The 21,694-nt window shown below is 41.9% G+C and carries 25 protein-coding genes and 1 pseudogene; all 26 read left to right on the forward strand.

Features of this window, described 5'->3' with window-relative positions:
* Window positions 1-42: 42 nt before the first annotated feature.
* Window positions 43-213 carry a hypothetical protein gene (locus HT693_RS02065; protein ID WP_171035922.1) on the forward strand — a complete coding sequence of 57 codons (171 nt, stop codon included), beginning with the start codon at window positions 43-45 and terminating at the stop codon, window positions 211-213.
* A 469-nt stretch (window positions 214-682) separates the two neighbouring features.
* Window positions 683-3,514, forward strand: a complete 2,832-nt coding sequence (uvrA, locus tag HT693_RS02070) for an excinuclease ABC subunit UvrA (RefSeq protein WP_172924728.1) — start codon at window positions 683-685, stop codon at window positions 3,512-3,514.
* Window positions 3,507-4,568: a Xaa-Pro peptidase family protein gene (locus HT693_RS02075; protein ID WP_172924730.1), complete on the forward strand. Its 1,062-nt coding sequence runs from the start codon at window positions 3,507-3,509 to the stop codon at window positions 4,566-4,568. Before uvrA ends, HT693_RS02075 begins: the two co-directional genes overlap by 8 nt.
* Window positions 4,569-4,699: 131 nt before the next feature.
* On the forward strand, window positions 4,700-5,098 hold the full coding sequence (gene spx / locus HT693_RS02080; RefSeq protein WP_000591165.1) for a transcriptional regulator Spx: 399 nt from the start codon (window positions 4,700-4,702) through the stop codon (window positions 5,096-5,098).
* 65 nt (window positions 5,099-5,163) lie between these two features.
* Complete coding sequence (locus tag HT693_RS02085) at window positions 5,164-5,733, forward strand: SP0191 family lipoprotein (protein WP_000725129.1); 570 nt, start codon at window positions 5,164-5,166, stop codon at window positions 5,731-5,733.
* An 86-nt stretch (window positions 5,734-5,819) separates the two neighbouring features.
* A complete protein-coding gene (locus HT693_RS02090; protein ID WP_172924732.1) occupies window positions 5,820-6,086 on the forward strand; it encodes an IreB family regulatory phosphoprotein in 267 nt (88 codons plus the stop codon).
* A 3-nt stretch (window positions 6,087-6,089) separates the two neighbouring features.
* Window positions 6,090-6,509 (forward strand): Holliday junction resolvase RuvX, encoded by a 420-nt coding sequence (gene ruvX, locus HT693_RS02095; protein WP_001808830.1) that lies wholly within the window; start codon window positions 6,090-6,092, stop codon window positions 6,507-6,509.
* 15 nt (window positions 6,510-6,524) lie between these two features.
* A complete protein-coding gene (locus HT693_RS02100; protein WP_000017620.1) occupies window positions 6,525-6,830 on the forward strand; it encodes a DUF1292 domain-containing protein in 306 nt (101 codons plus the stop codon).
* Window positions 6,831-7,183: 353 nt separating this feature from the next.
* On the forward strand, window positions 7,184-8,434 hold the full coding sequence (locus HT693_RS02105) for a folylpolyglutamate synthase/dihydrofolate synthase family protein (protein ID WP_000464364.1): 1,251 nt from the start codon (window positions 7,184-7,186) through the stop codon (window positions 8,432-8,434).
* Window positions 8,435-8,517: 83 nt separating this feature from the next.
* Window positions 8,518-8,982 (forward strand): annotated as a pseudogene (locus HT693_RS02110) (SP_0198 family lipoprotein).
* A gap of 145 nt (window positions 8,983-9,127) precedes the next feature.
* Window positions 9,128-10,660 (forward strand): cardiolipin synthase, encoded by a 1,533-nt coding sequence (gene cls / locus HT693_RS02115; RefSeq protein WP_172924734.1) that lies wholly within the window; start codon window positions 9,128-9,130, stop codon window positions 10,658-10,660.
* A 254-nt stretch (window positions 10,661-10,914) separates the two neighbouring features.
* On the forward strand, window positions 10,915-12,444 hold the full coding sequence (locus HT693_RS02120; protein ID WP_172924736.1) for a damage-inducible protein CinA: 1,530 nt from the start codon (window positions 10,915-10,917) through the stop codon (window positions 12,442-12,444).
* A 119-nt stretch (window positions 12,445-12,563) separates the two neighbouring features.
* Window positions 12,564-14,771 (forward strand): anaerobic ribonucleoside-triphosphate reductase, encoded by a 2,208-nt coding sequence (gene nrdD / locus HT693_RS02125; RefSeq protein ID WP_172924738.1) that lies wholly within the window; start codon window positions 12,564-12,566, stop codon window positions 14,769-14,771.
* Between the two features lie 11 nt (window positions 14,772-14,782).
* On the forward strand, window positions 14,783-14,923 hold the full coding sequence (locus HT693_RS02130; protein ID WP_000521632.1) for a hypothetical protein: 141 nt from the start codon (window positions 14,783-14,785) through the stop codon (window positions 14,921-14,923).
* Between the two features lie 37 nt (window positions 14,924-14,960).
* Window positions 14,961-15,467 carry a GNAT family N-acetyltransferase gene (locus tag HT693_RS02135; RefSeq protein ID WP_172924741.1) on the forward strand — a complete coding sequence of 169 codons (507 nt, stop codon included), beginning with the start codon at window positions 14,961-14,963 and terminating at the stop codon, window positions 15,465-15,467.
* Window positions 15,460-16,050: an anaerobic ribonucleoside-triphosphate reductase activating protein gene (gene nrdG / locus HT693_RS02140; protein ID WP_172924743.1), complete on the forward strand. Its 591-nt coding sequence runs from the start codon at window positions 15,460-15,462 to the stop codon at window positions 16,048-16,050. Before HT693_RS02135 ends, nrdG begins: the two co-directional genes overlap by 8 nt.
* On the forward strand, window positions 16,047-16,673 hold the full coding sequence (locus tag HT693_RS02145) for a phosphoribulokinase (protein ID WP_172924745.1): 627 nt from the start codon (window positions 16,047-16,049) through the stop codon (window positions 16,671-16,673). Before nrdG ends, HT693_RS02145 begins: the two co-directional genes overlap by 4 nt.
* Window positions 16,674-16,917: 244 nt before the next feature.
* On the forward strand, window positions 16,918-17,226 hold the full coding sequence (rpsJ, locus tag HT693_RS02150) for a 30S ribosomal protein S10 (protein WP_001284513.1): 309 nt from the start codon (window positions 16,918-16,920) through the stop codon (window positions 17,224-17,226).
* A gap of 216 nt (window positions 17,227-17,442) precedes the next feature.
* Window positions 17,443-18,069, forward strand: coding sequence for a 50S ribosomal protein L3 (rplC, locus tag HT693_RS02155; RefSeq protein ID WP_000160197.1), 627 nt, complete (start codon window positions 17,443-17,445; stop codon window positions 18,067-18,069).
* Window positions 18,070-18,093: 24 nt separating this feature from the next.
* Complete coding sequence (rplD, locus tag HT693_RS02160; RefSeq protein ID WP_000024537.1) at window positions 18,094-18,717, forward strand: 50S ribosomal protein L4; 624 nt, start codon at window positions 18,094-18,096, stop codon at window positions 18,715-18,717.
* Window positions 18,717-19,013, forward strand: a complete 297-nt coding sequence (locus tag HT693_RS02165) for a 50S ribosomal protein L23 (protein ID WP_001055347.1) — start codon at window positions 18,717-18,719, stop codon at window positions 19,011-19,013. Before rplD ends, HT693_RS02165 begins: the two co-directional genes overlap by 1 nt.
* A gap of 17 nt (window positions 19,014-19,030) precedes the next feature.
* Window positions 19,031-19,864 (forward strand): 50S ribosomal protein L2, encoded by an 834-nt coding sequence (gene rplB / locus HT693_RS02170; protein ID WP_000512911.1) that lies wholly within the window; start codon window positions 19,031-19,033, stop codon window positions 19,862-19,864.
* A 103-nt stretch (window positions 19,865-19,967) separates the two neighbouring features.
* A complete protein-coding gene (rpsS, locus tag HT693_RS02175) occupies window positions 19,968-20,249 on the forward strand; it encodes a 30S ribosomal protein S19 (protein WP_000533766.1) in 282 nt (93 codons plus the stop codon).
* A gap of 11 nt (window positions 20,250-20,260) precedes the next feature.
* Window positions 20,261-20,605: a 50S ribosomal protein L22 gene (gene rplV, locus HT693_RS02180; protein WP_000818137.1), complete on the forward strand. Its 345-nt coding sequence runs from the start codon at window positions 20,261-20,263 to the stop codon at window positions 20,603-20,605.
* A 12-nt stretch (window positions 20,606-20,617) separates the two neighbouring features.
* A complete protein-coding gene (gene rpsC, locus HT693_RS02185) occupies window positions 20,618-21,271 on the forward strand; it encodes a 30S ribosomal protein S3 (RefSeq protein ID WP_000529936.1) in 654 nt (217 codons plus the stop codon).
* Window positions 21,272-21,274: 3 nt separating this feature from the next.
* On the forward strand, window positions 21,275-21,688 hold the full coding sequence (gene rplP, locus HT693_RS02190; RefSeq protein WP_000960946.1) for a 50S ribosomal protein L16: 414 nt from the start codon (window positions 21,275-21,277) through the stop codon (window positions 21,686-21,688).
* The last annotated feature ends 6 nt before the right edge of the window (window positions 21,689-21,694 follow it).

A 21,694-nucleotide genomic window follows, 5' to 3' on the forward strand; every position in this document is an offset into this window, starting at 1 on the left:
GTTTTGTTGAGAAATGTTGAGATTTAAGTGAGGGGGAATGACATGATTGAAGATTTTTTGATTGATTTGGAGAATATCCAATTAGAGGATATGGAGATAGATTTAAACATGGATATAGACATAGATTTAAACATAGATTTAAACATAGATTTTGAAATAGATGTTGACCTTGATGATTTAGATTTAACCTTACTACAAGAATTAGAAGCGTAAATGTTGGCAAATGTAGGCTGAGGCTTCATATTCGCCCCCTATTTCGCTTGGTTTCGTACTGGACAACTAAAACACCACGGATAAACTAGAAGCCCTTAGAAACAAATCTAGGGGCTTTTGTGAGGTCATAATCTTATAAACCACGCGCTTCATGGTATAATATACCTATCAGCAACCAGCAATAAAAAAAGCACGTTTGACCGTGCTAGTTTCTTGCCTGCTGAACTCGTCAAATCTTAGCCCTTTTGTGGGGCTTTTTTGCTCCCCTTTTTGCGTACTTTGGGGGAGCAAGTAGTAAAAAGTAATGTTAGTAATTTTTATTAAAAAGCGCGTGATATAAGGGTTAGGAAGCCCTAAGGAAACATAAAATAAGAAGTTTTTTATTATACTACAAATTCAGCCTTTTGGGTAATAGAATCTCACTTTTTTTGGTATAATGGTAAGCAATAATGGACTAGAAAGAACAAAGATGCAAGATAAAATTGTCATTCATGGGGCGCGTGCCCATAATTTAAAAAATATTGATGTGGAGATTCCGCGGGACAAGCTGGTTGTAGTGACTGGTTTGTCAGGTTCAGGGAAATCCAGTCTGGCCTTTGACACCCTTTATGCAGAGGGACAACGTCGCTATGTGGAGAGTTTGTCAGCCTACGCTCGCCAGTTTTTGGGAAATATGGAGAAGCCTGATGTAGATGCCATTGATGGCCTCAGCCCAGCTATTTCCATCGATCAGAAAACGACTAGCAAAAACCCTCGCTCGACGGTGGGGACCACGACTGAAATCAATGACTATCTGCGTCTCCTCTACGCACGTGTGGGGACGCCTTACTGTATCAACGGTCATGGAGCTATTAAAGCTTCTTCTGTGGAGCAAATCGTGGATAAGGTCTTAGAGTTGCCAGAACGCCAGCGCCTGCAAATCTTAGCCCCAGTCATCCGCAAGAAAAAAGGCCAACATAAGAGTGTTATAGAGAAAGTTCAGAAAGACGGTTATGTCCGTGTCCGTGTGGATGGGGAAGTCTATGATGTGACCGAAGTGCCAGACTTGTCTAAGAGCAAGCAACACAATATTGATGTCGTGGTTGACCGTATCGTTATCAAGGAGGGTATCCGTAGTCGTCTCTTTGATTCCATTGAGGCTGCCCTTCGTATTACAGAAGGCTATGTCATTATCGACACTATGGACGATTCGGAGTTGCTCTTCTCTGAGCATTATGCCTGTCCAGTTTGTGGCTTTACTGTTCCAGAGTTAGAGCCACGTCTCTTCTCATTCAATGCTCCTTTTGGTTCTTGTAGTGAGTGTGATGGTTTGGGTATCAAGCTGGAGGTGGATACTGATTTGGTGGTGCCAGATGCCAGCAAAACCTTACGTGAGGGGGCGCTAGCACCTTGGAATCCTATCTCATCCAACTACTATCCAAACATGCTAGAGCAGGCTATGACAGCTTTTGTAGTGGATATGGATAAGCCTTTTGAGGACTTGTCAGAAGAAGATAAGAACTTGATTCTCTATGGGTCAGGTGGCAAGGAATTCCATTTCCACTATGAAAATGAATTTGGCGGTGTGCGCGATATTGACATTCCTTTTGAGGGAGTTGTTAATAATATCAAGCGTCGCTATCACGAGACAAACAGCGATTACACTCGCACTCAGATGCGCCTTTACATGAATGAGTTGACCTGCGGAACTTGTCGTGGTTACCGTCTCAATGACCAGGCCTTGTCTGTCCGTGTTGGTGGCCAGCAAGGACCACATATCGGAGAAATTTCAGATCTGTCTATCGCAGACCACTTGGACTTGGTAAGCCAGTTGACTCTATCTGAAAATGAAGCCATCATTGCTCGTCCCATTCTCAAGGAAATCAAGGATCGTTTGACCTTCCTTAATAACGTGGGTCTTAACTATCTAACCCTGTCACGTTCAGCAGGAACTCTTTCAGGTGGGGAAAGCCAGCGTATTCGCTTGGCAACCCAGATTGGTTCTAACCTATCAGGCGTCCTCTATATATTGGATGAGCCGTCAATCGGTCTCCACCAGAGGGATAATGACCGTCTGATTGCTAGTCTCAAAAAGATGCGTGACTTGGGCAATACTCTCATCGTGGTGGAACACGACGAAGATACCATGCGTGAGGCTGATTATCTGATTGACGTTGGTCCCGGTGCCGGTGTTTTTGGTGGAGAGATTGTTGCTGCAGGTACGCCCAAGCAGGTAGCTCGTAACAGTAAGTCTATCACAGGCCAGTACTTGTCAGGTAAACGTGCCATTCCAGTACCAGAAGAGCGCCGTTTCGGAAATGGTCGTTTTATCGAGGTGACAGGAGCGCGTGAGAACAACTTGCAAAATGTTACTGCTCGCTTCCCACTAGGAAAATTCATCGCAGTGACAGGGGTGTCGGGCTCAGGCAAGTCTACCTTGATCAACAGCATCCTCAAAAAAGCCATTGCCCAGAAGCTCAACCGTAATTCAGACAAGCCTGGTAAATTTAAGACTATTACAGGGATTGAGCATGTAGACCGATTGATTGACATTGACCAGAGCCCTATCGGACGAACGCCAAGGTCTAACCCTGCTACCTATACAGGAGTTTTTGACGATATACGTGACCTTTTTGCCCAGACAAACGAAGCCAAGATTCGAGGCTACAAGAAGGGCCGTTTCAGTTTCAACGTCAAGGGTGGTCGCTGTGAAGCCTGTTCAGGCGATGGGATCATCAAGATTGAGATGCACTTCTTGCCAGATGTTTATGTGGCTTGTGAAGTTTGCCACGGAACCCGTTACAACAGTGAAACCCTAGAAGTCCACTACAAGGAAAAAAATATCTCGCAGGTCTTGGATATGACCGTCAACGATGCGGTAGAATTCTTCCAACACATTCCAAAGATTCAGCGCAAACTTCAGACCATCAAGGATGTGGGACTGGGATATGTGACGCTAGGGCAACCAGCTACCACCCTTTCTGGAGGAGAAGCCCAGCGTATGAAGTTGGCTAGTGAACTTCACAAACGATCGACAGGAAAATCTTTCTATATTCTGGATGAGCCGACGACAGGTCTTCATACCGAGGATATTGCTCGCTTGCTTAAGGTTTTAGCTCGCTTTGTAGACGACGGTAATACAGTCCTTGTTATTGAGCACAATCTGGATGTCATCAAGACAGCAGACCATATTATTGACTTGGGTCCTGAAGGCGGTGTCGGCGGTGGAACCATCATCGCAACAGGAACTCCAGAAGAAGTAGCGGCCAAGGAAGCCAGCTACACAGGACATTATTTGAAAGGAAAGTTACATCATGAATAAACGTGTACAAGCATTTCTAGCTAAAATGCAAGAAAAAGAACTAGATGGTATCATCATCAATAACCTTAAAAACGTCTATTACCTGACTGGTTTTTGGGGCTCAAACGGAACAGTCTTTATCAGCCGTGACCGTCAGGTCTTGGTGACAGACTCTCGCTATATCATTGCAGCCAAGCAAGAAACCAGTGGTTTTGAGATTGTGGCTGACCGTGATGAATTGGCTGTCATTGCAGGCATTGTTAAGGACATGGGCTTGTCTCGAATCGGTTTTGAAGATGAGATTTCAGTTTCTTATTACCACCGTATGCAGGCCGCCTTTGAAGGAATTGACTTGCTTCCACAAACTCAGTTTGTCGAAGGTCTTCGAATGATTAAGGATGAAGCGGAGATTGCAGCTATTCGTAAGGCTTGTTCTATCTCAGACCAAGCTTTCCGCGATGCGCTTGACTTTATCAAACCAGGAAAGACAGAGATTGAAATAGCCAACTTCCTTGACTTCCGTATGCGTGAGTTGGGAGCATCTGGCTTGTCTTTTGACACTATCCTAGCTAGCGGTATCAACTCTTCCAAACCCCATGCCCATCCTATGCACAAACCAGTGGAGCTAGGAGAAGCTATTACCATGGACTTCGGCTGTCTCTATGACCACTGTGTCAGTGATATGACACGGACTATCTATCTGGGGCATGTCAGCGACGAGCAAGCAGAGATTTACAATACAGTTCTAAAAGCTAACCAAGCCTTGATTGAACAGGCTAAGGCTGGCTTAGGTTTCCGTGACTTTGACAAAATTCCTCGTGATATTATCATCGAGGCAGGCTATGGTGACTACTTTACCCACGGTATCGGACACGGTATTGGACTGGATATCCATGAAGAGCCTTACTTTAGCCAAACTTCTACAGAAACTATTAAGGCAGGTATGGCCTTGACCGATGAACCAGGTATCTATATCGAAGGCAAATATGGCGTTCGTATCGAGGATGATATCCTGATTACAGAGACAGGTTGTGAATTATTGACCCTAGCTCCAAAAGAGTTGATAGTCATTTAGTTGTTTGTCAAGAAAAAAGTACGAAAATGACGAAAAAAGTCAAAAAAAATTAAAAATAGGTCGCAAGTCGGATGTTTTTTATGGTATAATAGACTAAACTGATAGTAACATGTAGCGAAAGGGGTAGGTACATGATTAAAATTTATACAGTCTCAAGTTGTACTAGCTGTAAAAAAGCAAAAACCTGGCTTAATGCCCACCAGTTAAGTTATAAAGAACAAAACCTTGGTAAAGAAGGAATTACGCGAGAAGAATTACTGGATATTCTAACCAAAACAGATAACGGAATAGCCAGTATCGTCTCATCTAAAAATCGCTATGCCAAAGCCCTTGGAGTGGATATTGAAGATTTGAGTGTTAACGAAGTCCTCAATCTGATTATGGAAACACCTAGAATTTTAAAGAGCCCAATCCTTGTAGATGAAAAACGCCTGCAAGTTGGCTATAAGGAAGACGATATTCGTGCCTTCCTACCACGCTCTGTCCGTAATGTAGAAAATGCAGAAGCACGTTTGCGTGCAGCTCTATAAACATCAAGGCTGGGAGCAATTCCCAGTCTTATTCTATTTTAATTTCAAAAAGAAAGAAGAAAGAAATGAAAAAAATAGTTCTTGTTAGTCTAGCTTTCCTTTTTGTCCTGGTTGGTTGCGGACAGAAAAAAGAAACTGGACCAGCTACAAAAACAGAAAAAGATACGCTTCAGTCGGCATTGCCAGTTATTGAAAATGCTGAGAAGAATACAGTTGTAACCAAGACTTTGGTCTTGCCCAAGTCAGATGATGGTAGCCAGCAGATCCAAACCATTACTTACAAAGACAAGATTTTTTTGAGTCTAACTATCCAACAAAAGCGTCCAGTCTCAGATGAGCTGAAGACCTACATTGACCAACATGGAGTGGAGGAAACTCAAAAAGCTCTTCTCGAGGCGGAAGAGAAAGACGACTCCATCATAGAAGCTCGTAAATTAGCAGGATTTAAGCTTGAAACAAAACTATTGAGTGCAACAGAACTTCAAACAACGACTGGTTTTGATTTTCAAGTTTTGGATGTCAAGAAGGCTTCTCAGTTAGAATATTTGAAGAATATTGGCTTAGAAAATCTTTTGAAGAATGAACCAAGCAAATATATTTCAGACAGATTGGCAAATGGTGCGACAGAACAATAGAAAATCCAAATAAATAAACTGCCTGAATTGTAGAAGGTAAGGAATTATGCTATAATGGTACTATTCTAAGGAAAGAGGGTGTTAGAATGGGATTTACTGAAGAAACCGTACGTTTTAAATTGGACGATTCCAATAAAAAAGAAATTACCGAAACTTTGACAGATGTTTATGCTTCGTTGAACGATAAGGGCTACAACCCAATTAACCAAATCGTAGGTTACGTATTGAGTGGAGACCCTGCCTACGTTCCTCGTTATAATAATGCACGAAATCAAATCCGTAAGTATGAGCGTGATGAAATCGTTGAGGAATTGGTTCGCTACTACCTTAAAGGACAAGGAGTCGATCTGTAACCTATGAGAATTATGGGATTGGACGTCGGTTCAAAAACGGTAGGGGTGGCCATTAGCGATCCGCTCGGTTTTACAGCTCAAGGGCTTGAAATCATCCAAATCAATGAGGAGCAAGGCCAATTTGGTTTTGACCGCGTTAAGGAGCTGGTTGATACTTACAAGGTGGAACGATTTGTAGTGGGCCTGCCTAAAAACATGAACAATACAAGCGGACCGCGCGTAGAAGCTAGTCAAGCCTACGGAGCAAAGCTAGAAGAGTTTTTTGGTTTACCAGTAGACTATCAGGATGAACGCTTGACAACAGTGGCTGCTGAGCGTATGTTGATTGAACAAGCAGATATCAGTCGCAATAAGCGCAAGAAAGTCATTGATAAGTTAGCAGCTCAGCTGATTTTACAAAATTATTTAGATAGAAAATTTTAATATAAAGGAGAGGATATGTCACACGATCATAACCACGACCACGAAGAACGTGAACTAATCACACTAGTAGATGAGCAAGGAAATGAAACCTTGTTTGAAATCCTTTTGACAATTGATGGAAAAGAAGAATTTGGTAAAAACTATGTTCTTCTAGTACCAGTTAACGCAGAAGAAGACGAAGACGGACAAGTTGAAATCCAAGCTTACTCATTCATCGAAAACGAAGATGGAACAGAAGGCGAATTGCAACCAATCCCAGAAGACTCAGAAGACGAATGGAACATGATTGAAGAAGTCTTCAACAGCTTTATGGAGGAGTAAAAACGTCCGGGGGACGTTTTTAGCCCTGCGCTAGAAATTAGAAACGCAGGTAGTCTGGGAGACTGTATCAGCCCAACTCCCAGAAATGGGGAAGAGTTGGAACGTCCTGTGGACGTTTTTAGCCCTGCGCTAGAAATTAGAAACGCAGGTAGTCTGGGAGACTGTATCAGCCCAACTCCCAGAAATGGGGAAGAGTTGGAACGTCCTGTGGATGTTTTAGCCCAAGTTAATATTCATAGTTGTTAGTGATTAGCTAACCAGGTGAGAGGTCGGGACGAAAATCCTGACCTCATTTTTTGTTATCTACGGAATTTTGCTAGATAATTGATTAGACTTTTGTCAAGGAGATGTGTATGTTTGAAGTAGGAGAATGGCTTTATAGTCGGATTGGTTTGAATTTTCGATCAGGTTTAGGCCGAATACAGCAAGCGGTGGATTTGTTAGGGAATCCAGAGAAGTCTTATCCTATTATCCATGTAACAGGGACTAATGGGAAAGGATCTACCATTGCTTTTATGAGGGAGTTATTTATGGGGCATGGCAAAAAAGTCGCGACCTTTACCTCCCCTCATATCGTCTCTATCAATGATCGAATCTGCATTAATGGGCAATCTATAGCAGACACAGACTTTATTCGTTTGGCTGAGCAGGTCAAGGAGATGGAGAAAACGCTTCTGCAAACCCATGATCAGTTGTCCTTTTTTGAACTGCTGACCTTGATTGCTTTTCTTTATTTTAGAGAGCAAGAAGTGGATTTGGTTTTACTAGAAGTGGGAATTGGCGGCTTACTTGACACGACCAATGTGGTAACTGGAGAGCTTGCTGTTATCACCTCCATTGGGCTTGACCATCAGGAAACCTTGGGTGATAGTCTGGAAGCAATCGCAGAGCAGAAAGCTGGTATTTTCAAGGCTGGTAAGAAGGCAGTGATTGCGAAATTGCCTCCAGAAGCTAGGCTTGTCTGTCAGAAAAAAGCAGACTCTTTAGCTGTTGATCTTTATCAGGCAGGTCAAGATTTTTCAATGCTGAATGGTAATTTTTCAAGCTCTTTACTAAATCTTTCACAGCTGAACATAGGCTTAGAAGGAGCTTATCAGCAGGAAAATGCGGCCTTGGCGTTGCAAGCATTTCTTCTCTTTATGGGAGAAGGAAAGGAAGTTGTTGATGAGCAGGTTGTAAGACAGGCTTTGGAGAAGACCCATTGGGCTGGGCGTTTGGAGCGTATTCGCCCTCAGATTTACTTGGATGGTGCTCATAACCTCCCTGCCTTGACTCGCTTGGTTGAGTTTATCAAAGAAAAAGAGCAGGAAGCCTATCGTCCTCAAATCCTCTTTGGGTCCTTGAAACGGAAGGATTATCAAGGGATGTTAGGTTATCTGACTGAGAATTTGCCTCAGGTGGAACTCAAGGTAACTGGCTTTGATTATCAGGGAGCTTTGGACGAAAGGGATGTGACAGGTTACGATATAGTTTCTTCTTACCGAGAATTTATCAGCGATTTTGAAGAAAGAACAGATGCTCAGGATTTGTTATTCATTACAGGGTCTCTCTATTTTATCTCAGAAGTACGGGGCTACCTGCTGGGGCATGAACAGATAAATTGACCACCTTTTTTGAACTTGTTATACTAGGGGAATTGCTGGTTAGAGAAAATTTCTCTAAATTGGTAGTAGAAAGGAAATCCATCATGAAATTAAAAAGATTCACACTTTCTCTTGCTTCTCTAGCAAGTCTTAGTCTCGTAGTAGCTTGTTCACAAAGAGCTCAACAGATTCAACAACCAGCAGCTCAAGCACAAATATAACAAACTCAGCAATCACAACCTGCTGCTTCATCGTCTACAGAAAATACAAACCAGGTAGCAACAAGTTCTTCACAAAATGCACCTGAGGCTCAACCGACTGATATTGATGAGACTTATACAGGCCAAGATGACGGAGACCGTATCACTTTAGTGGTCACTGGAACGACTGGTACATGGACTGAGCTCGAATCTGACGGGGATCAGAAAGTCAAACAGGTCACATTTGATGCAGCAAATCAACGCATGATTATTGGTGATGATGTCAAAATTTACACTGTAAACGGTAATCAAATCATCGTAGATGATATGGATAGAGACCCATCGGACCAAATCGTTTTAACTAAATAAGACTATGCAAGTAGAAAAGGCTGGATTTTTCATCCTTTTTACTTTTACCTAGAAAATAATCATAAATACTTGCCTTCTGTCGAATAGCTGAGTTATACTAGTATCAATTACTTGTTTTTAGCATTCAAACTATCAAGGAGGGGATATGAAATATAGGAAATTTCAATTATTGATGTCCAAGTATGGCTTTAGTCTTTCGATTATGCTACTTGAACTTTGTCTGGTTTTTGGTCTCTTTCTTTATTTAGGACGTATGGCTCCCATTTTATGGATTACTGTCCTCATTCTACTGAGTATCATTACAATCATTTCGATAGTCAACCGTAATACGACTCCTGAGAATAAGGTAACCTGGTTGTTAGTAGCCTTTGTGCCAGTATTTGGCCCCTTGCTCTATCTGATGTTTGGTGAGAGGAGATTGTCCAAAAAAGAAATCAAACAACTGAAGAAGCTAGACTCCATGCATTTCCAAGAAGCAAATAGCCAGCTACTAAAAGAGGAATTAAAAGAAAGTGACAAGGCGGCATATGGCGTCATCAAGTCCTTATTGAGTATGGATACCAATGCCGATGTCTATGATCAAACTGCCTCTACATTTTTTCCTAACGGAGAAGCTATGTGGAAAAAGATGGTAGAAGATCTTAAAAAGGCTGAAAAATTTATTTTCTTGGAATATTACATTATAGAAGAAGGTTTGATGTGGAATCGCATACTAGATATACTAGAGCAAAAGGTCGCTCAAGGAGTTGAGGTTAAACTGCTCTATGATGATATCGGCTGTATGGCTACTTTAACAGGAGATTATGCACATCGACTTCGTCAGCTGGGCATCGAGGCCCATAAATTCAATAAAGTTATTCCTCGTTTGACAGTGGCCTATAATAACAGAGATCATAGAAAAATATTGATTGTTGATGGTCAGATAGCCTATACTGGTGGGGTCAATCTGGCAGATGAGTACATTAACCACGTCGAGAGATTTGGTTATTGGAAGGATAGTGGAATTCGCTTAGACGGACTAGCAGTAAAAGCCCTGACACGCTTGTTTTTAACCACTTGGTACATCAATCGAGGAGAGATTAGTGATTTTGATCAATATCATTTAGAAAATCATTCTATCCCAAGTGATGGATTAACCATTCCATACGGAAGTGGACCCAAGCCAATTTTTCGAACGCAGGTAGGGAAAAAGGTTTATCAGAGTTTGATCAATCAAGCAACTGAATCGGTTTATATTACGACACCTTATTTGATCATAGACTATGATTTAACGGAGACAATCAAAAATGCTGCTATGAGAGGGGTCGATGTTCGAATTATCACCCCTTACATACCAGATAAGAAGTTCATTCAGTTAGTCACAAGAGGGGCTTATCCAGACCTTCTTTCTGCTGGTGTTCGAATTTATGAGTATAGCCCAGGTTTTATTCATAGTAAGCAGATGTTGGTAGACGAAGATTTTGCGGTGGTGGGGACGATCAATCTCGACTACCGAAGCTTGGTACACCATTATGAAAATGCAGTTTTACTCTATAAAACTCCTTCTATAATGGAAATAGCCCGAGATTTTCAAAATATATTTGCAGATTCTCAGGAAGTCTATCCTCATTCTATCAAAACGAGCTGGTATCAAAAGCTTGTAAAAGAAATCGCCCAGTTATTCGCCCCAATCTTATAAGAAATCTAGGACTTAGGAAATGACCGAGTCCTCTTTTTCTTGCTTTTTACGAATAAGAAGATGTAGGAGGAACGATGCTGACTCAGAAAGAATTGGATTATATCATGTCATTTAAACAGACACATTTACACCGCTTTCGGGAAATTGAAACCTTTGTGAAACTATGCAAAAAATCACTCAAACAGCCATCGCAAGCTGACAATCCTAGGACTTTTTGATATACTAAGACAGATAAATTGAATAGGAGAAACGATATGAGTGTGTATGGTAGAGTAGAAGAAGTTCATCAGGAGAATCGTGAACCTCTAGAATACCAAATCGAACAAGAATCGCATCATCGTGAATCAAGTCGTCTTCCTTTGGTGAAAATTTTACTATGGAGTACGCTTGTAACGGGGATAACTCTAGGAGTACCGCTATTACTCGACTTAATGAGTGCACAGGAAGTGCAGGATTTTTATGCAGGTTGGGCGCTTCATCAGACAGGGAAGATTTACAGCGACTATTATGGAAGTCAAGGTTTGCTTTATTATTTGCTGACTTACGTGAGTCAGGGCGGATTTTTCTTTGCCATCTTTGAGTGGTTAGCCTTGGTAGCAGGCGGATTTTTCCTTTTTAGATCAGCGGACACCTTGACAGAGCAAGGAGACCAAGCTGGACAAGTGGTGACTATTTTTTATATGCTAGTTACAGGTCTTGCGTTTGGTGGAGGTTATGCGACTCTTTTAGCGCTTCCCTTCTTATTCGCGGCCTTTAGTTTAATTGCGGCTAATCCAAACCATGATAAGGGATTTGTACGGATTGGGCTGGCTTTGGCGGGCGGATTTTTCTTTGCTCCCTTGGCATCGCTCCTGTTTATTGCTGTAGTGAGTTTAGGCTTGTTGGTCTTTAACCTTGGGCATAGACGCTTTGTGCATGGGTTTTATCAGTTTCTTGCAGTGGCTTTAGGTTTTTCACTTGTCTTTTATCCAACTGTCTACTATAGTGTTGCAACAGGAAGTTTTGGGGATGCCATTAGTGGTATTCGCTATCCCATTGACAGTATTCGCTTTGATTTCACTTCTAAAATTTTAGAGAATATGGCTTTTTATGGCTTGTTGTCCCTTGGTTTGGGATTTGTGGTTTGTATCTTTTTAGGTCTCTTTCAATCCAAACCCTCTAAACTATACGTCATTTCGGTTCCTGCAAGTCTTGTGACAATTTTAGGTTTGATTTTACTTTTCTTTTCACAAGAGCCTCTGCACGCTTCTTATTTGATGGTCGTCTTTCCTGTTTTTCTACTTTTATTGGTAACCAATATTAAGAGTCAACAGAGGGGGCGTAGTGTTAGACGAAGACGAAGAGAAACGCCAGTTAGTCTATGGAGTCGTTTCTTCAAAGGAAATCTATATCTGCCAGTTTTAGGGCTTGTCTATCTTTTGTCTATTCCTTTTTTGATGAAGTTAGTCCTTTATCCGGTACCTTATCAAGAACGTAATCGTCTTGCTGATTTGGTAAAAGAGGAGACAAATACGGAAGATGCTATCTATGCATGGGATGATACTGCGACTCTTTATCGTAAGAGTGAGCGCTTGTCGCCATCGGCGATTTTGTCTCCCGTGCACTATACAGCAACTGAGGGAAATCGGAATAAGTTACTTAATGACTTGAAAGAAAAACAACCCAAGGTGATTGTGGTAAATGACAAGGTGCCAGTCTGGTCTGAAGTAGAAACAATCTTGAAAGAAAGTTACCAACAAGTAAAGACCGATTACTCAGAGTTTAAAGTCTATAAAATTAAATAACAAAATCAATATCTTGTGTATTTTTAAAAATTTTAGGATTTTTAACACAAGATATTGATTTTTCTTTTTAGAGTGGTATAATACTTTTTAGAAAGAACATTTTAGAAAAGAGCATGCATATGATTGCACTAGAAGAAAAAATTACAATTTTGCCAACTCTCTTCGTCGAGAAACGAGATGGGAGACGTGTTGTATTTGATGTGGACAAGATTGACAAGGCTCTCCACAAGGCGGCAGACAAGGTTATGGATGTGACACCCTTGGTCGAAAAACGCCTCAATGCTCTGACCGAGCGAATTGTCACAGAAATTCATAGTCGCTTTCCACAAGGGGTTAAGATTTACGAAATTCAAAATATCGTAGAACATGAACTCCTTGAATCCAAAGAATATGCCTTGGCTGAGGAGTATATCACTTATCGGACACAAAGGGATTTTGAACGCTCGAAAGCGACAGATATAAACTTTAGTATCCATAAACTTCTCAACAAAGACCAGACCGTTGTTAACGAAAATGCCAATAAAGACAGCGATGTCTTTAATACCCAGCGTGATTTGACGGCAGGGATTGTTGGAAAGTCAATCGGACTGCAAATGCTTCCTAAGCATGTAGCCAATGCCCACCAAAAAGGGGATATCCACTATCACGATTTGGACTACAGTCCCTATACCCCTATGACCAACTGCTGTTTGATTGACTTCAAGAGTATGTTGGAAAATGGTTTTAAGATTGGAAATGCAGAGGTAGAGAGTCCCAAGTCTATCCAGACTGCGACAGCTCAAATTTCCCAAATCATCGCCAACGTTGCTTCTAGCCAGTACGGAGGTTGTTCAGCTGACCGTATCGATGAGATTTTGGCACCTTATGCAGAGAAGAATTACAAAAAACACCTTAAGGATGCGGAAGAATGGGTCTTACCTGACAAACGGGAAGATTATGCCTGGAAGAAAACGCAAAAGGACATCTATGATGCCATGCAATCTCTTGAGTATGAAATCAACACTCTCTTCACTTCAAATGGGCAAACACCTTTTACTTCGCTAGGTTTTGGTCTGGGAACCAATCGTTTTGAGCGTGAAATTCAAAAGGCAATTTTAAACATTCGTATCAATGGGCTTGGTTCAGAACACCGTACAGCTATCTTCCCAAAACTCATCTTTACGCTAAAAAGAGGACTCAATTTAGAGGAAGGAACTCCCAACTACGACATCAAGCAGTTGGCTCTTGAGTGTGCAACCAAGCGGATGTATCCAGATGTTTTATCTTATGATAAGATTGTTGACTTGACAGGCTCCTTCAAGGTGCCTATGGGTTGCCGTTCGTTCCTCCAAGGATGGAAGGATGAAAATGGTGTAGAAGTCAATTCAGGTCGCATGAACCTAGGAGTTGTGACGGTTAACCTGCCTCGTATTGCTCTTGAGTCTGAGGGTGACATGAATAAGTTCTGGGAAATCTTCAACGAGCGAATGAATATCGCAGAAGATGCTCTGGTTTACCGTGTCGAACGAACTAAAGAAGCGACGCCAGCCAATGCTCCTATCCTTTATCAATACGGTGCTTTTGGTCATCGTCTAGGTAAAGAAGAAAGTGTTGACAAGCTCTTTAAGAATCGTCGTGCGACAGTTTCACTAGGCTATATCGGTTTGTATGAAGTAGCGACTGTTTTCTTTGGTAACAGCTGGGAAAGTAATCCAGATGCTAAGAAATTTACGCTGGATATCATTCGTGATATGAAACGCCGTGTAGAAGAGTGGTCTGACCAATATGGCTATCATTTCTCTATCTACTCAACCCCATCTGAAAGTCTGACAGACCGTTTCTGTAGACTAGATACAGAGAAGTTCGGTTCTATTCCTGATATCACAGACAAGGAATACTACACTAACTCTTTCCACTACGATGTTCGTAAAAATCCAACACCGTTTGAAAAATTAGACTTTGAGAAAGTCTATCCAGAAGCAGGTGCGTCAGGTGGTTTCATCCATTATTGTGAGTATCCAGTTCTTCAGCAAAATCCTAAAGCCTTGGAAGCTGTCTGGGATTATGCTTATGACCGTGTGGGCTATCTTGGGACCAATACTCCAATAGACCGTTGCTACAAGTGTGACTTTGAAGGGGATTTTGAACCAACTGAGAGAGGATTTGCTTGTCCAAACTGTGGGAATAGCGATCCTAAAACAGTAGATGTGGTGAAACGGACTTGTGGCTATTTAGGCAATCCTCAAGCGAGACCTATGGTTAATGGGCGTCACAAGGAAATCGCAGCGCGTGTCAAACATATGAATGGCTCAACGATTAAAATAGCTGGCCACCAAGTAACAAATTAGAAAGAACTGAAATGGGAAAGTATCAATTAGATGATAAGGGGCGTGCACAAGTGACCCGTTATCATGAAAAGCATTCGAAAGGTGGAGTGAGCAAAAAAGAACGCTTGCTCAACCTCAGAGAACAATTTTTAAATAAGAATAAGAAAAAGTGAGGGATTTCTCTCGCTTTTCTCTTAGTGGGAGGTGAAAATGGAACTACGCAGACCAAGATTAGCAGATAAAGCAACAGTTTTAGAGATGATGGCAGAGTTTGAAAATAGCCAATCAGCCCATGATGGCGGATTTTGGGATACAGAGAACTTTGTATATGAAGAGTGGTTGGAAACAAATATGCAAAAAGAGATGGGAATAAACTTACCTGAAAATCGTGTTCCTTCTATTCAATTTGTATCATTTGATAATGTAGGTCATGCTCTAGGTTTTTTGAATCTGCGATTGAGACTGAATGAGGGTTTACTGAATTATGCTGGTCATATTGGCTATTCCATTCGTCCGTCAGAAAGAGGCAAAGGTTATGCGAAAGAAACTCTCCGTCAGGGCTTGCAAGTTGCTAAAGAAAAGAACATCAAGAAGGCTCTTGTGACCTGTAGCGTGAATAATCCTGCTAGTAGAGCAGTCATTCTAGCAAATGGAGGTCTCATTGAGGATGTTCGTGATGGAGTCGAGCGTTATTGGATAGGGGTGGCGAATGAATAACCCAAAACCAGGCGAGTGGAAGAGTGAGGAGCTCAGCAAAGGACGTATCATCGACTACAAGGCCTTTAACTTTGTGGATGGAGAAGGTGTGCGCAATTCTCTCTATGTATCAGGCTGCATGTTTCACTGCGAGGGGTGCTATAATGTAGCTACCTGGTCCTTCAATGCTGGCATTCCCTATACAGCAGAATTAGAAGAACAAATCATGGCAGATCTTGCTCAACCCTATGTTCAAGGATTGACCTTGCTGGGAGGGGAGCCCTTTCTTAATACGGGTATTCTCTTGCCACTCGTTAAGCGGATTCGGAAGGAATTGCCAGATAAAGATATCTGGTCCTGGACGGGCTATACATGGGAAGAAATGATGTTGGAAACTCCAGATAAACTGGAACTCTTGTCACTGATTGACATTCTTGTCGATGGACGATATGATCGAACTAAGAGGAATCTCATGCTCCAATTTCGAGGTTCTTCCAATCAACGAATTATCGATGTTCAAAAATCCCTCAAAAGTGGGCAAGTAGTGATTTGGGACAAACTCAATGATGGAAAAGAAAGCTATGAACAGGTGAAGAGAGAATGAAGAGAAAAGACTTAATAGACCAGCTTGTTTCAGAAATAGAAAAGGGAAAAGTCAGGACACTGGGGATATACGGTCATGGGGCTTCGGGTAAATCAATCTTTACACAGGAATTGTACCAAGCTTTAGATTCTACTACAGTAAATTTGCTAGAGACAGATCCTTATATCACCTCAGGACGCCATCTGGTAGTACCAAAGGACGCGCCTAATCAAAAGGTGACAGCCTGTCTGCCAGCGGCTCATGAACTGGCGAGTTTGCGGAGAGATATCTTAGCCTTGCAGGCGGGTATGGATGTCTTGACAATTGAAGAGCCTTGGAAGGCTAGTGAGGTCTTGTCAGGAGCCAAACTAGTTCTGATTGTCGAAGGGATGTCTGTAGGCTTTTTACCCAAGGAATTCTTTGACAAAACCATCTGTTTCTATACGGATGAGGAGACCGAATTAAAGCGGCGTCTAGCTCGAGATACGACAGTGAGAAATCGCGATGCATCCTTTATATTGGCTAGCCATCAGATGAGACGGGAGCAATATCTACAATACTATAAAGAAACTGAGTCAAGGGCGGACATTCTAGTAGACCAATCAGAAGGTAAATTTGAGGTCAAGAGGAGTCAGTTTATATAGAAGAAAATCCCTAATTTTAGAAAGAAAAAGTAGGAAAACAGTTTCATTTTAAAAAAACGAAAAAACAGCAACAAATCCCTTGCAATCGCAGGGGCTTTGTGTTATTCTATTATGGTGCTGTAAATTACAGCCTTAGCTTTGATGCAAGAGGTTGCGACACGCTCGGTTGCATTGCCACGCAACACCGCGTCGGTTTTCTTGTGGAGCTAGCCTATTATCTTAAATAGACGAAAAGGAGAAAAAGATGGCAAACAAAAAAATCCGTATCCGTTTGAAAGCTTACGAACACCGTACGCTTGACACAGCGGCTGCAAAAATCGTAGAATCAGCTACTCGTACAGGTGCACAAGTTGCGGGTCCAATCCCACTTCCAACTGAACGTAGCCTCTACACAATCATTCGTGCGACTCACAAATACAAAGACTCTCGCGAACAATTTGAAATGCGTACACACAAACGTTTGATCGATATCGTTAACCCAACTCAAAAAACAGTTGATGCTTTGATGAAATTGGATCTTCCAAGTGGTGTAAACGTAGAAATCAAACTTTAATCTAAAATATAAAAGAGCAGAGGCTGGTGCTTCAATATAATTGAACACGGGCTAAACTCGGTGTGAAAAAGATAAACTTCCTAGTGTCTGCTAGACACTGCGTCAGTTTCCTATTTTCACTTTGAGTTTGACGCCCTTTGTATCTTAGACTTGAGCATAAAAAACGCTCGTTAAAAACTTTTTGAATAAAAAATATAGAAAAGGAACTATTTTCTCATGACAAAAGGAATCTTAGGGAAAAAAGTGGGAATGACTCAAATCTTCACTGAAGCTGGCGAATTGATCCCTGTAACAGTTATTGAAGCAACTCCAAACGTTGTTCTTCAAGTTAAAACTGTTGAAACAGACGGATACAACGCTATCCAAGTTGGTTTCGATGACAAACGCGAAGTATTGAGCAACAAACCTGCTAAAGGACATGTAGCAAAAGCTAACACGGCTCCTAAGCGCTTCATTCGTGAATTCAAAAACGTTGAAGGCTTGGAAGTTGGTGCTGAAATCACAGTTGAAACATTCGCAGCTGGAGACGTTGTTGACGTAACTGGTACTTCTAAAGGTAAAGGTTTCCAAGGTGTTATCAAGCGCCACGGACAATCACGTGGACCAATGGCTCACGGTTCTCGTTACCACCGTCGTCCAGGTTCTATGGGACCTGTTGCACCTAACCGCGTATTCAAAGGTAAAAACCTTGCAGGACGTATGGGTGGCGACCGCGTAACAATTCAAAACCTTGAAGTTGTACAAGTTGTTCCAGAAAAGAACGTTATCCTTATTAAAGGTAACGTACCAGGTGCTAAGAAATCTCTTATCACTATCAAATCAGCAGTTAAAGCTGGTAAATAATAAAGAAAGGGGAAATCAGTCACAATGGCAAACGTAACATTATTTGACCAAACTGGTAAAGAAGCTGGCCAAGTTGTTCTTAACGATGCAGTATTTGGTATTGAACCAAATGAATCAGTTGTGTTTGATGTGATCATCAGCCAACGCGCAAGTCTTCGTCAAGGAACACACGCTGTTAAAAACCGCTCTGCAGTATCAGGTGGTGGACGCAAACCATGGCGTCAAAAAGGAACTGGACGTGCTCGTCAAGGTTCTATCCGCTCACCACAATGGCGTGGTGGTGGTGTTGTCTTCGGACCAACTCCACGTTCATACGGCTACAAACTTCCACAAAAAGTTCGTCGCCTAGCTCTTAAATCAGTTTACTCTGAAAAAGTTGCTGAAAACAAATTCGTAGCTGTAGACGCTCTTTCATTTACAGCTCCAAAAACTGCTGAATTTGCAAAAGTTCTTGCAGCATTGAGCATCGATTCTAAAGTTCTTGTTATCCTTGAAGAAGGAAATGAATTCGCAGCTCTTTCAGCTCGTAACCTTCCAAACGTGAAAGTTGCAACTGCTACAACTGCAAGTGTTCTTGACATCGCAAATAGCGACAAACTTCTTGTCACACAAGCAGCTATCTCTAAAATCGAGGAGGTTCTTGCATAATGAATTTGTATGATGTTATCAAAAAACCTGTCATCACTGAAAGCTCAATGGCTCAACTTGAAGCAGGCAAATATGTATTTGAAGTTGACACTCGTGCACACAAACTTTTGATCAAGCAAGCTGTTGAAGCTGCTTTCGAAGGTGTTAAAGTTGCCAATGTTAACACAATCAACGTAAAACCAAAAGCTAAACGTGTTGGACGTTACACTGGTTTTACTAACAAAACTAAAAAAGCCATCATCACACTTACAGCTGATTCAAAAGCAATCGAGTTGTTTGCTGCTGAAGCTGAATAATCTAAGGAGGAAATATCGTGGGAATTCGTGTTTATAAACCAACAACAAACGGTCGCCGTAATATGACTTCTTTGGATTTCGCTGAAATCACAACAAGCACTCCTGAAAAATCATTGCTTGTTGCATTGAAGAGCAAGGCTGGTCGTAACAACAACGGTCGTATCACAGTTCGTCACCAAGGTGGTGGACACAAACGTTTCTACCGTTTGGTTGACTTCAAACGTAACAAAGACAACGTTGAAGCAGTTGTTAAAACAATCGAGTACGATCCAAACCGTTCTGCAAACATCGCTCTTGTACACTACACTGATGGTGTGAAAGCATACATCATCGCTCCAAAAGGTCTTGAAGTAGGTCAACGTATCGTTTCAGGTCCAGAAGCAGATATTAAAGTCGGAAACGCTCTTCCACTTGCTAACATCCCAGTTGGTACTTTGATTCATAACATCGAGTTGAAACCAGGTCGTGGTGGTGAATTGGTACGTGCTGCTGGTGCATCTGCTCAAGTATTGGGTTCTGAAGGTAAATACGTTCTTGTTCGTCTTCAATCAGGTGAAGTTCGTATGATTCTTGGAACTTGCCGCGCTACAGTTGGTGTTGTCGGAAACGAACAACACGGACTTGTAAACCTTGGTAAAGCAGGACGTAGCCGTTGGAAAGGTATCCGCCCAACAGTTCGTGGTTCTGTAATGAACCCTAACGATCACCCACACGGTGGTGGTGAAGGTAAAGCACCAGTTGGTCGTAAAGCACCATCTACTCCATGGGGCAAACCTGCTCTTGGTCTTAAAACTCGTAACAAGAAAGCGAAATCTGACAAACTTATCGTTCGTCGTCGCAACGAGAAATAATATTAAACTAGTCGCTTAAGCAACTAGTAAATCCGCCAGCTCGGTAGCGCTCCATGTGAGCGCAAGCCGCTGTGGTACAACATTTAAAGGAGAAAATATAAAAATGGGACGCAGTCTTAAAAAAGGACCTTTCGTCGATGAGCATTTGATGAAAAAAGTTGAAGCTCAAGCTAACGACGAAAAGAAAAAAGTTATTAAAACTTGGTCACGTCGTTCAACGATCTTCCCAAGTTTCATTGGTTACACTATTGCAGTTTATGACGGTCGTAAACACGTACCTGTTTACATCCAAGAAGACATGGTAGGTCACAAACTTGGTGAATTTGCACCAACTCGTACTTACAAAGGTCACGCTGCAGACGACAAGAAAACACGTAGAAAATAAGGAGAACATAAATGGCAGAAATTACTTCAGCTAAAGCAATGGCTCGTACAGTACGTGTTTCACCTCGTAAATCACGTCTTGTTCTTGATAACATTCGTGGTAAAAGCGTAGCCGATGCAATTGCAATCTTGACATTCACTCCAAACAAAGCTGCTGAAATCATCTTGAAAGTTTTGAACTCAGCTGTAGCTAACGCTGAAAACAACTTTGGTTTGGATAAAGCTAACTTGGTAGTATCTGAAGCATTCGCAAACGAAGGACCAACTATGAAACGTTTCCGTCCACGTGCGAAAGGTTCAGCTTCACCAATCAACAAACGTACAGCTCACATCACTGTAGCTGTTGCAGAAAAATAAGGAGGTAAAATCGTGGGTCAAAAAGTACATCCAATTGGTATGCGTGTCGGCATCATCCGTGATTGGGATGCCAAATGGTATGCTGAAAAAGAATACGCGGATTACCTTCATGAAGATCTTGCAATCCGTAAATTCGTTCAAAAAGAACTTGCTGACGCAGCAGTTTCAACTATCGAAATCGAACGCGCAGTAAACAAAGTTAACGTTTCACTTCACACTGCTAAACCAGGTATGGTTATCGGTAAAGGTGGTGCTAACGTTGATGCACTCCGTGCAAAACTTAACAAATTGACTGGAAAACAAGTACACATCAACATCATCGAAATCAAACAACCTGATTTGGATGCTCACCTTGTAGGTGAAGGAATTGCTCGTCAATTGGAGCAACGTGTTGCTTTCCGTCGTGCACAAAAACAAGCAATCCAACGTGCAATGCGTGCTGGAGCTAAAGGAATCAAAACTCAAGTATCAGGTCGTTTGAACGGTGCAGATATCGCCCGTGCTGAAGGATACTCTGAAGGAACTGTTCCACTTCACACACTTCGTGCAGATATCGATTACGCTTGGGAAGAAGCAGATACTACATACGGTAAACTTGGTGTTAAAGTATGGATCTACCGTGGTGAAGTTCTTCCAGCTCGCAAAAACACTAAAGGAGGTAAATAACCAATGTTAGTACCTAAACGTGTTAAACACCGTCGTGAATTCCGTGGAAAAATGCGCGGTGAAGCAAAAGGTGGAAAAGAAGTAGCATTCGGTGAATACGGTCTTCAAGCTACAACTAGCCACTGGATCACTAACCGCCAAATCGAAGCTGCTCGTATCGCCATGACTCGTTACATGAAACGTGGTGGTAAAGTTTGGATTAAAATCTTCCCACACAAATCATACACTGCTAAAGCTATCGGTGTGCGTATGGGATCTGGTAAAGGGGCACCTGAAGGTTGGGTAGCACCAGTTAAACGTGGTAAAGTGATGTTCGAAATCGCTGGTGTATCTGAAGAGATTGCACGCGAAGCACTTCGTCTTGCTAGCCATAAATTGCCAGTTAAATGTAAATTCGTAAAACGTGAAGCAGAATAAGGAGAA

Origin of the sequence: Streptococcus sp. 2154 (assembly GCF_013277255.1) — a bacterium.
Taxonomy (GTDB): domain Bacteria; phylum Bacillota; class Bacilli; order Lactobacillales; family Streptococcaceae; genus Streptococcus; species Streptococcus pseudopneumoniae.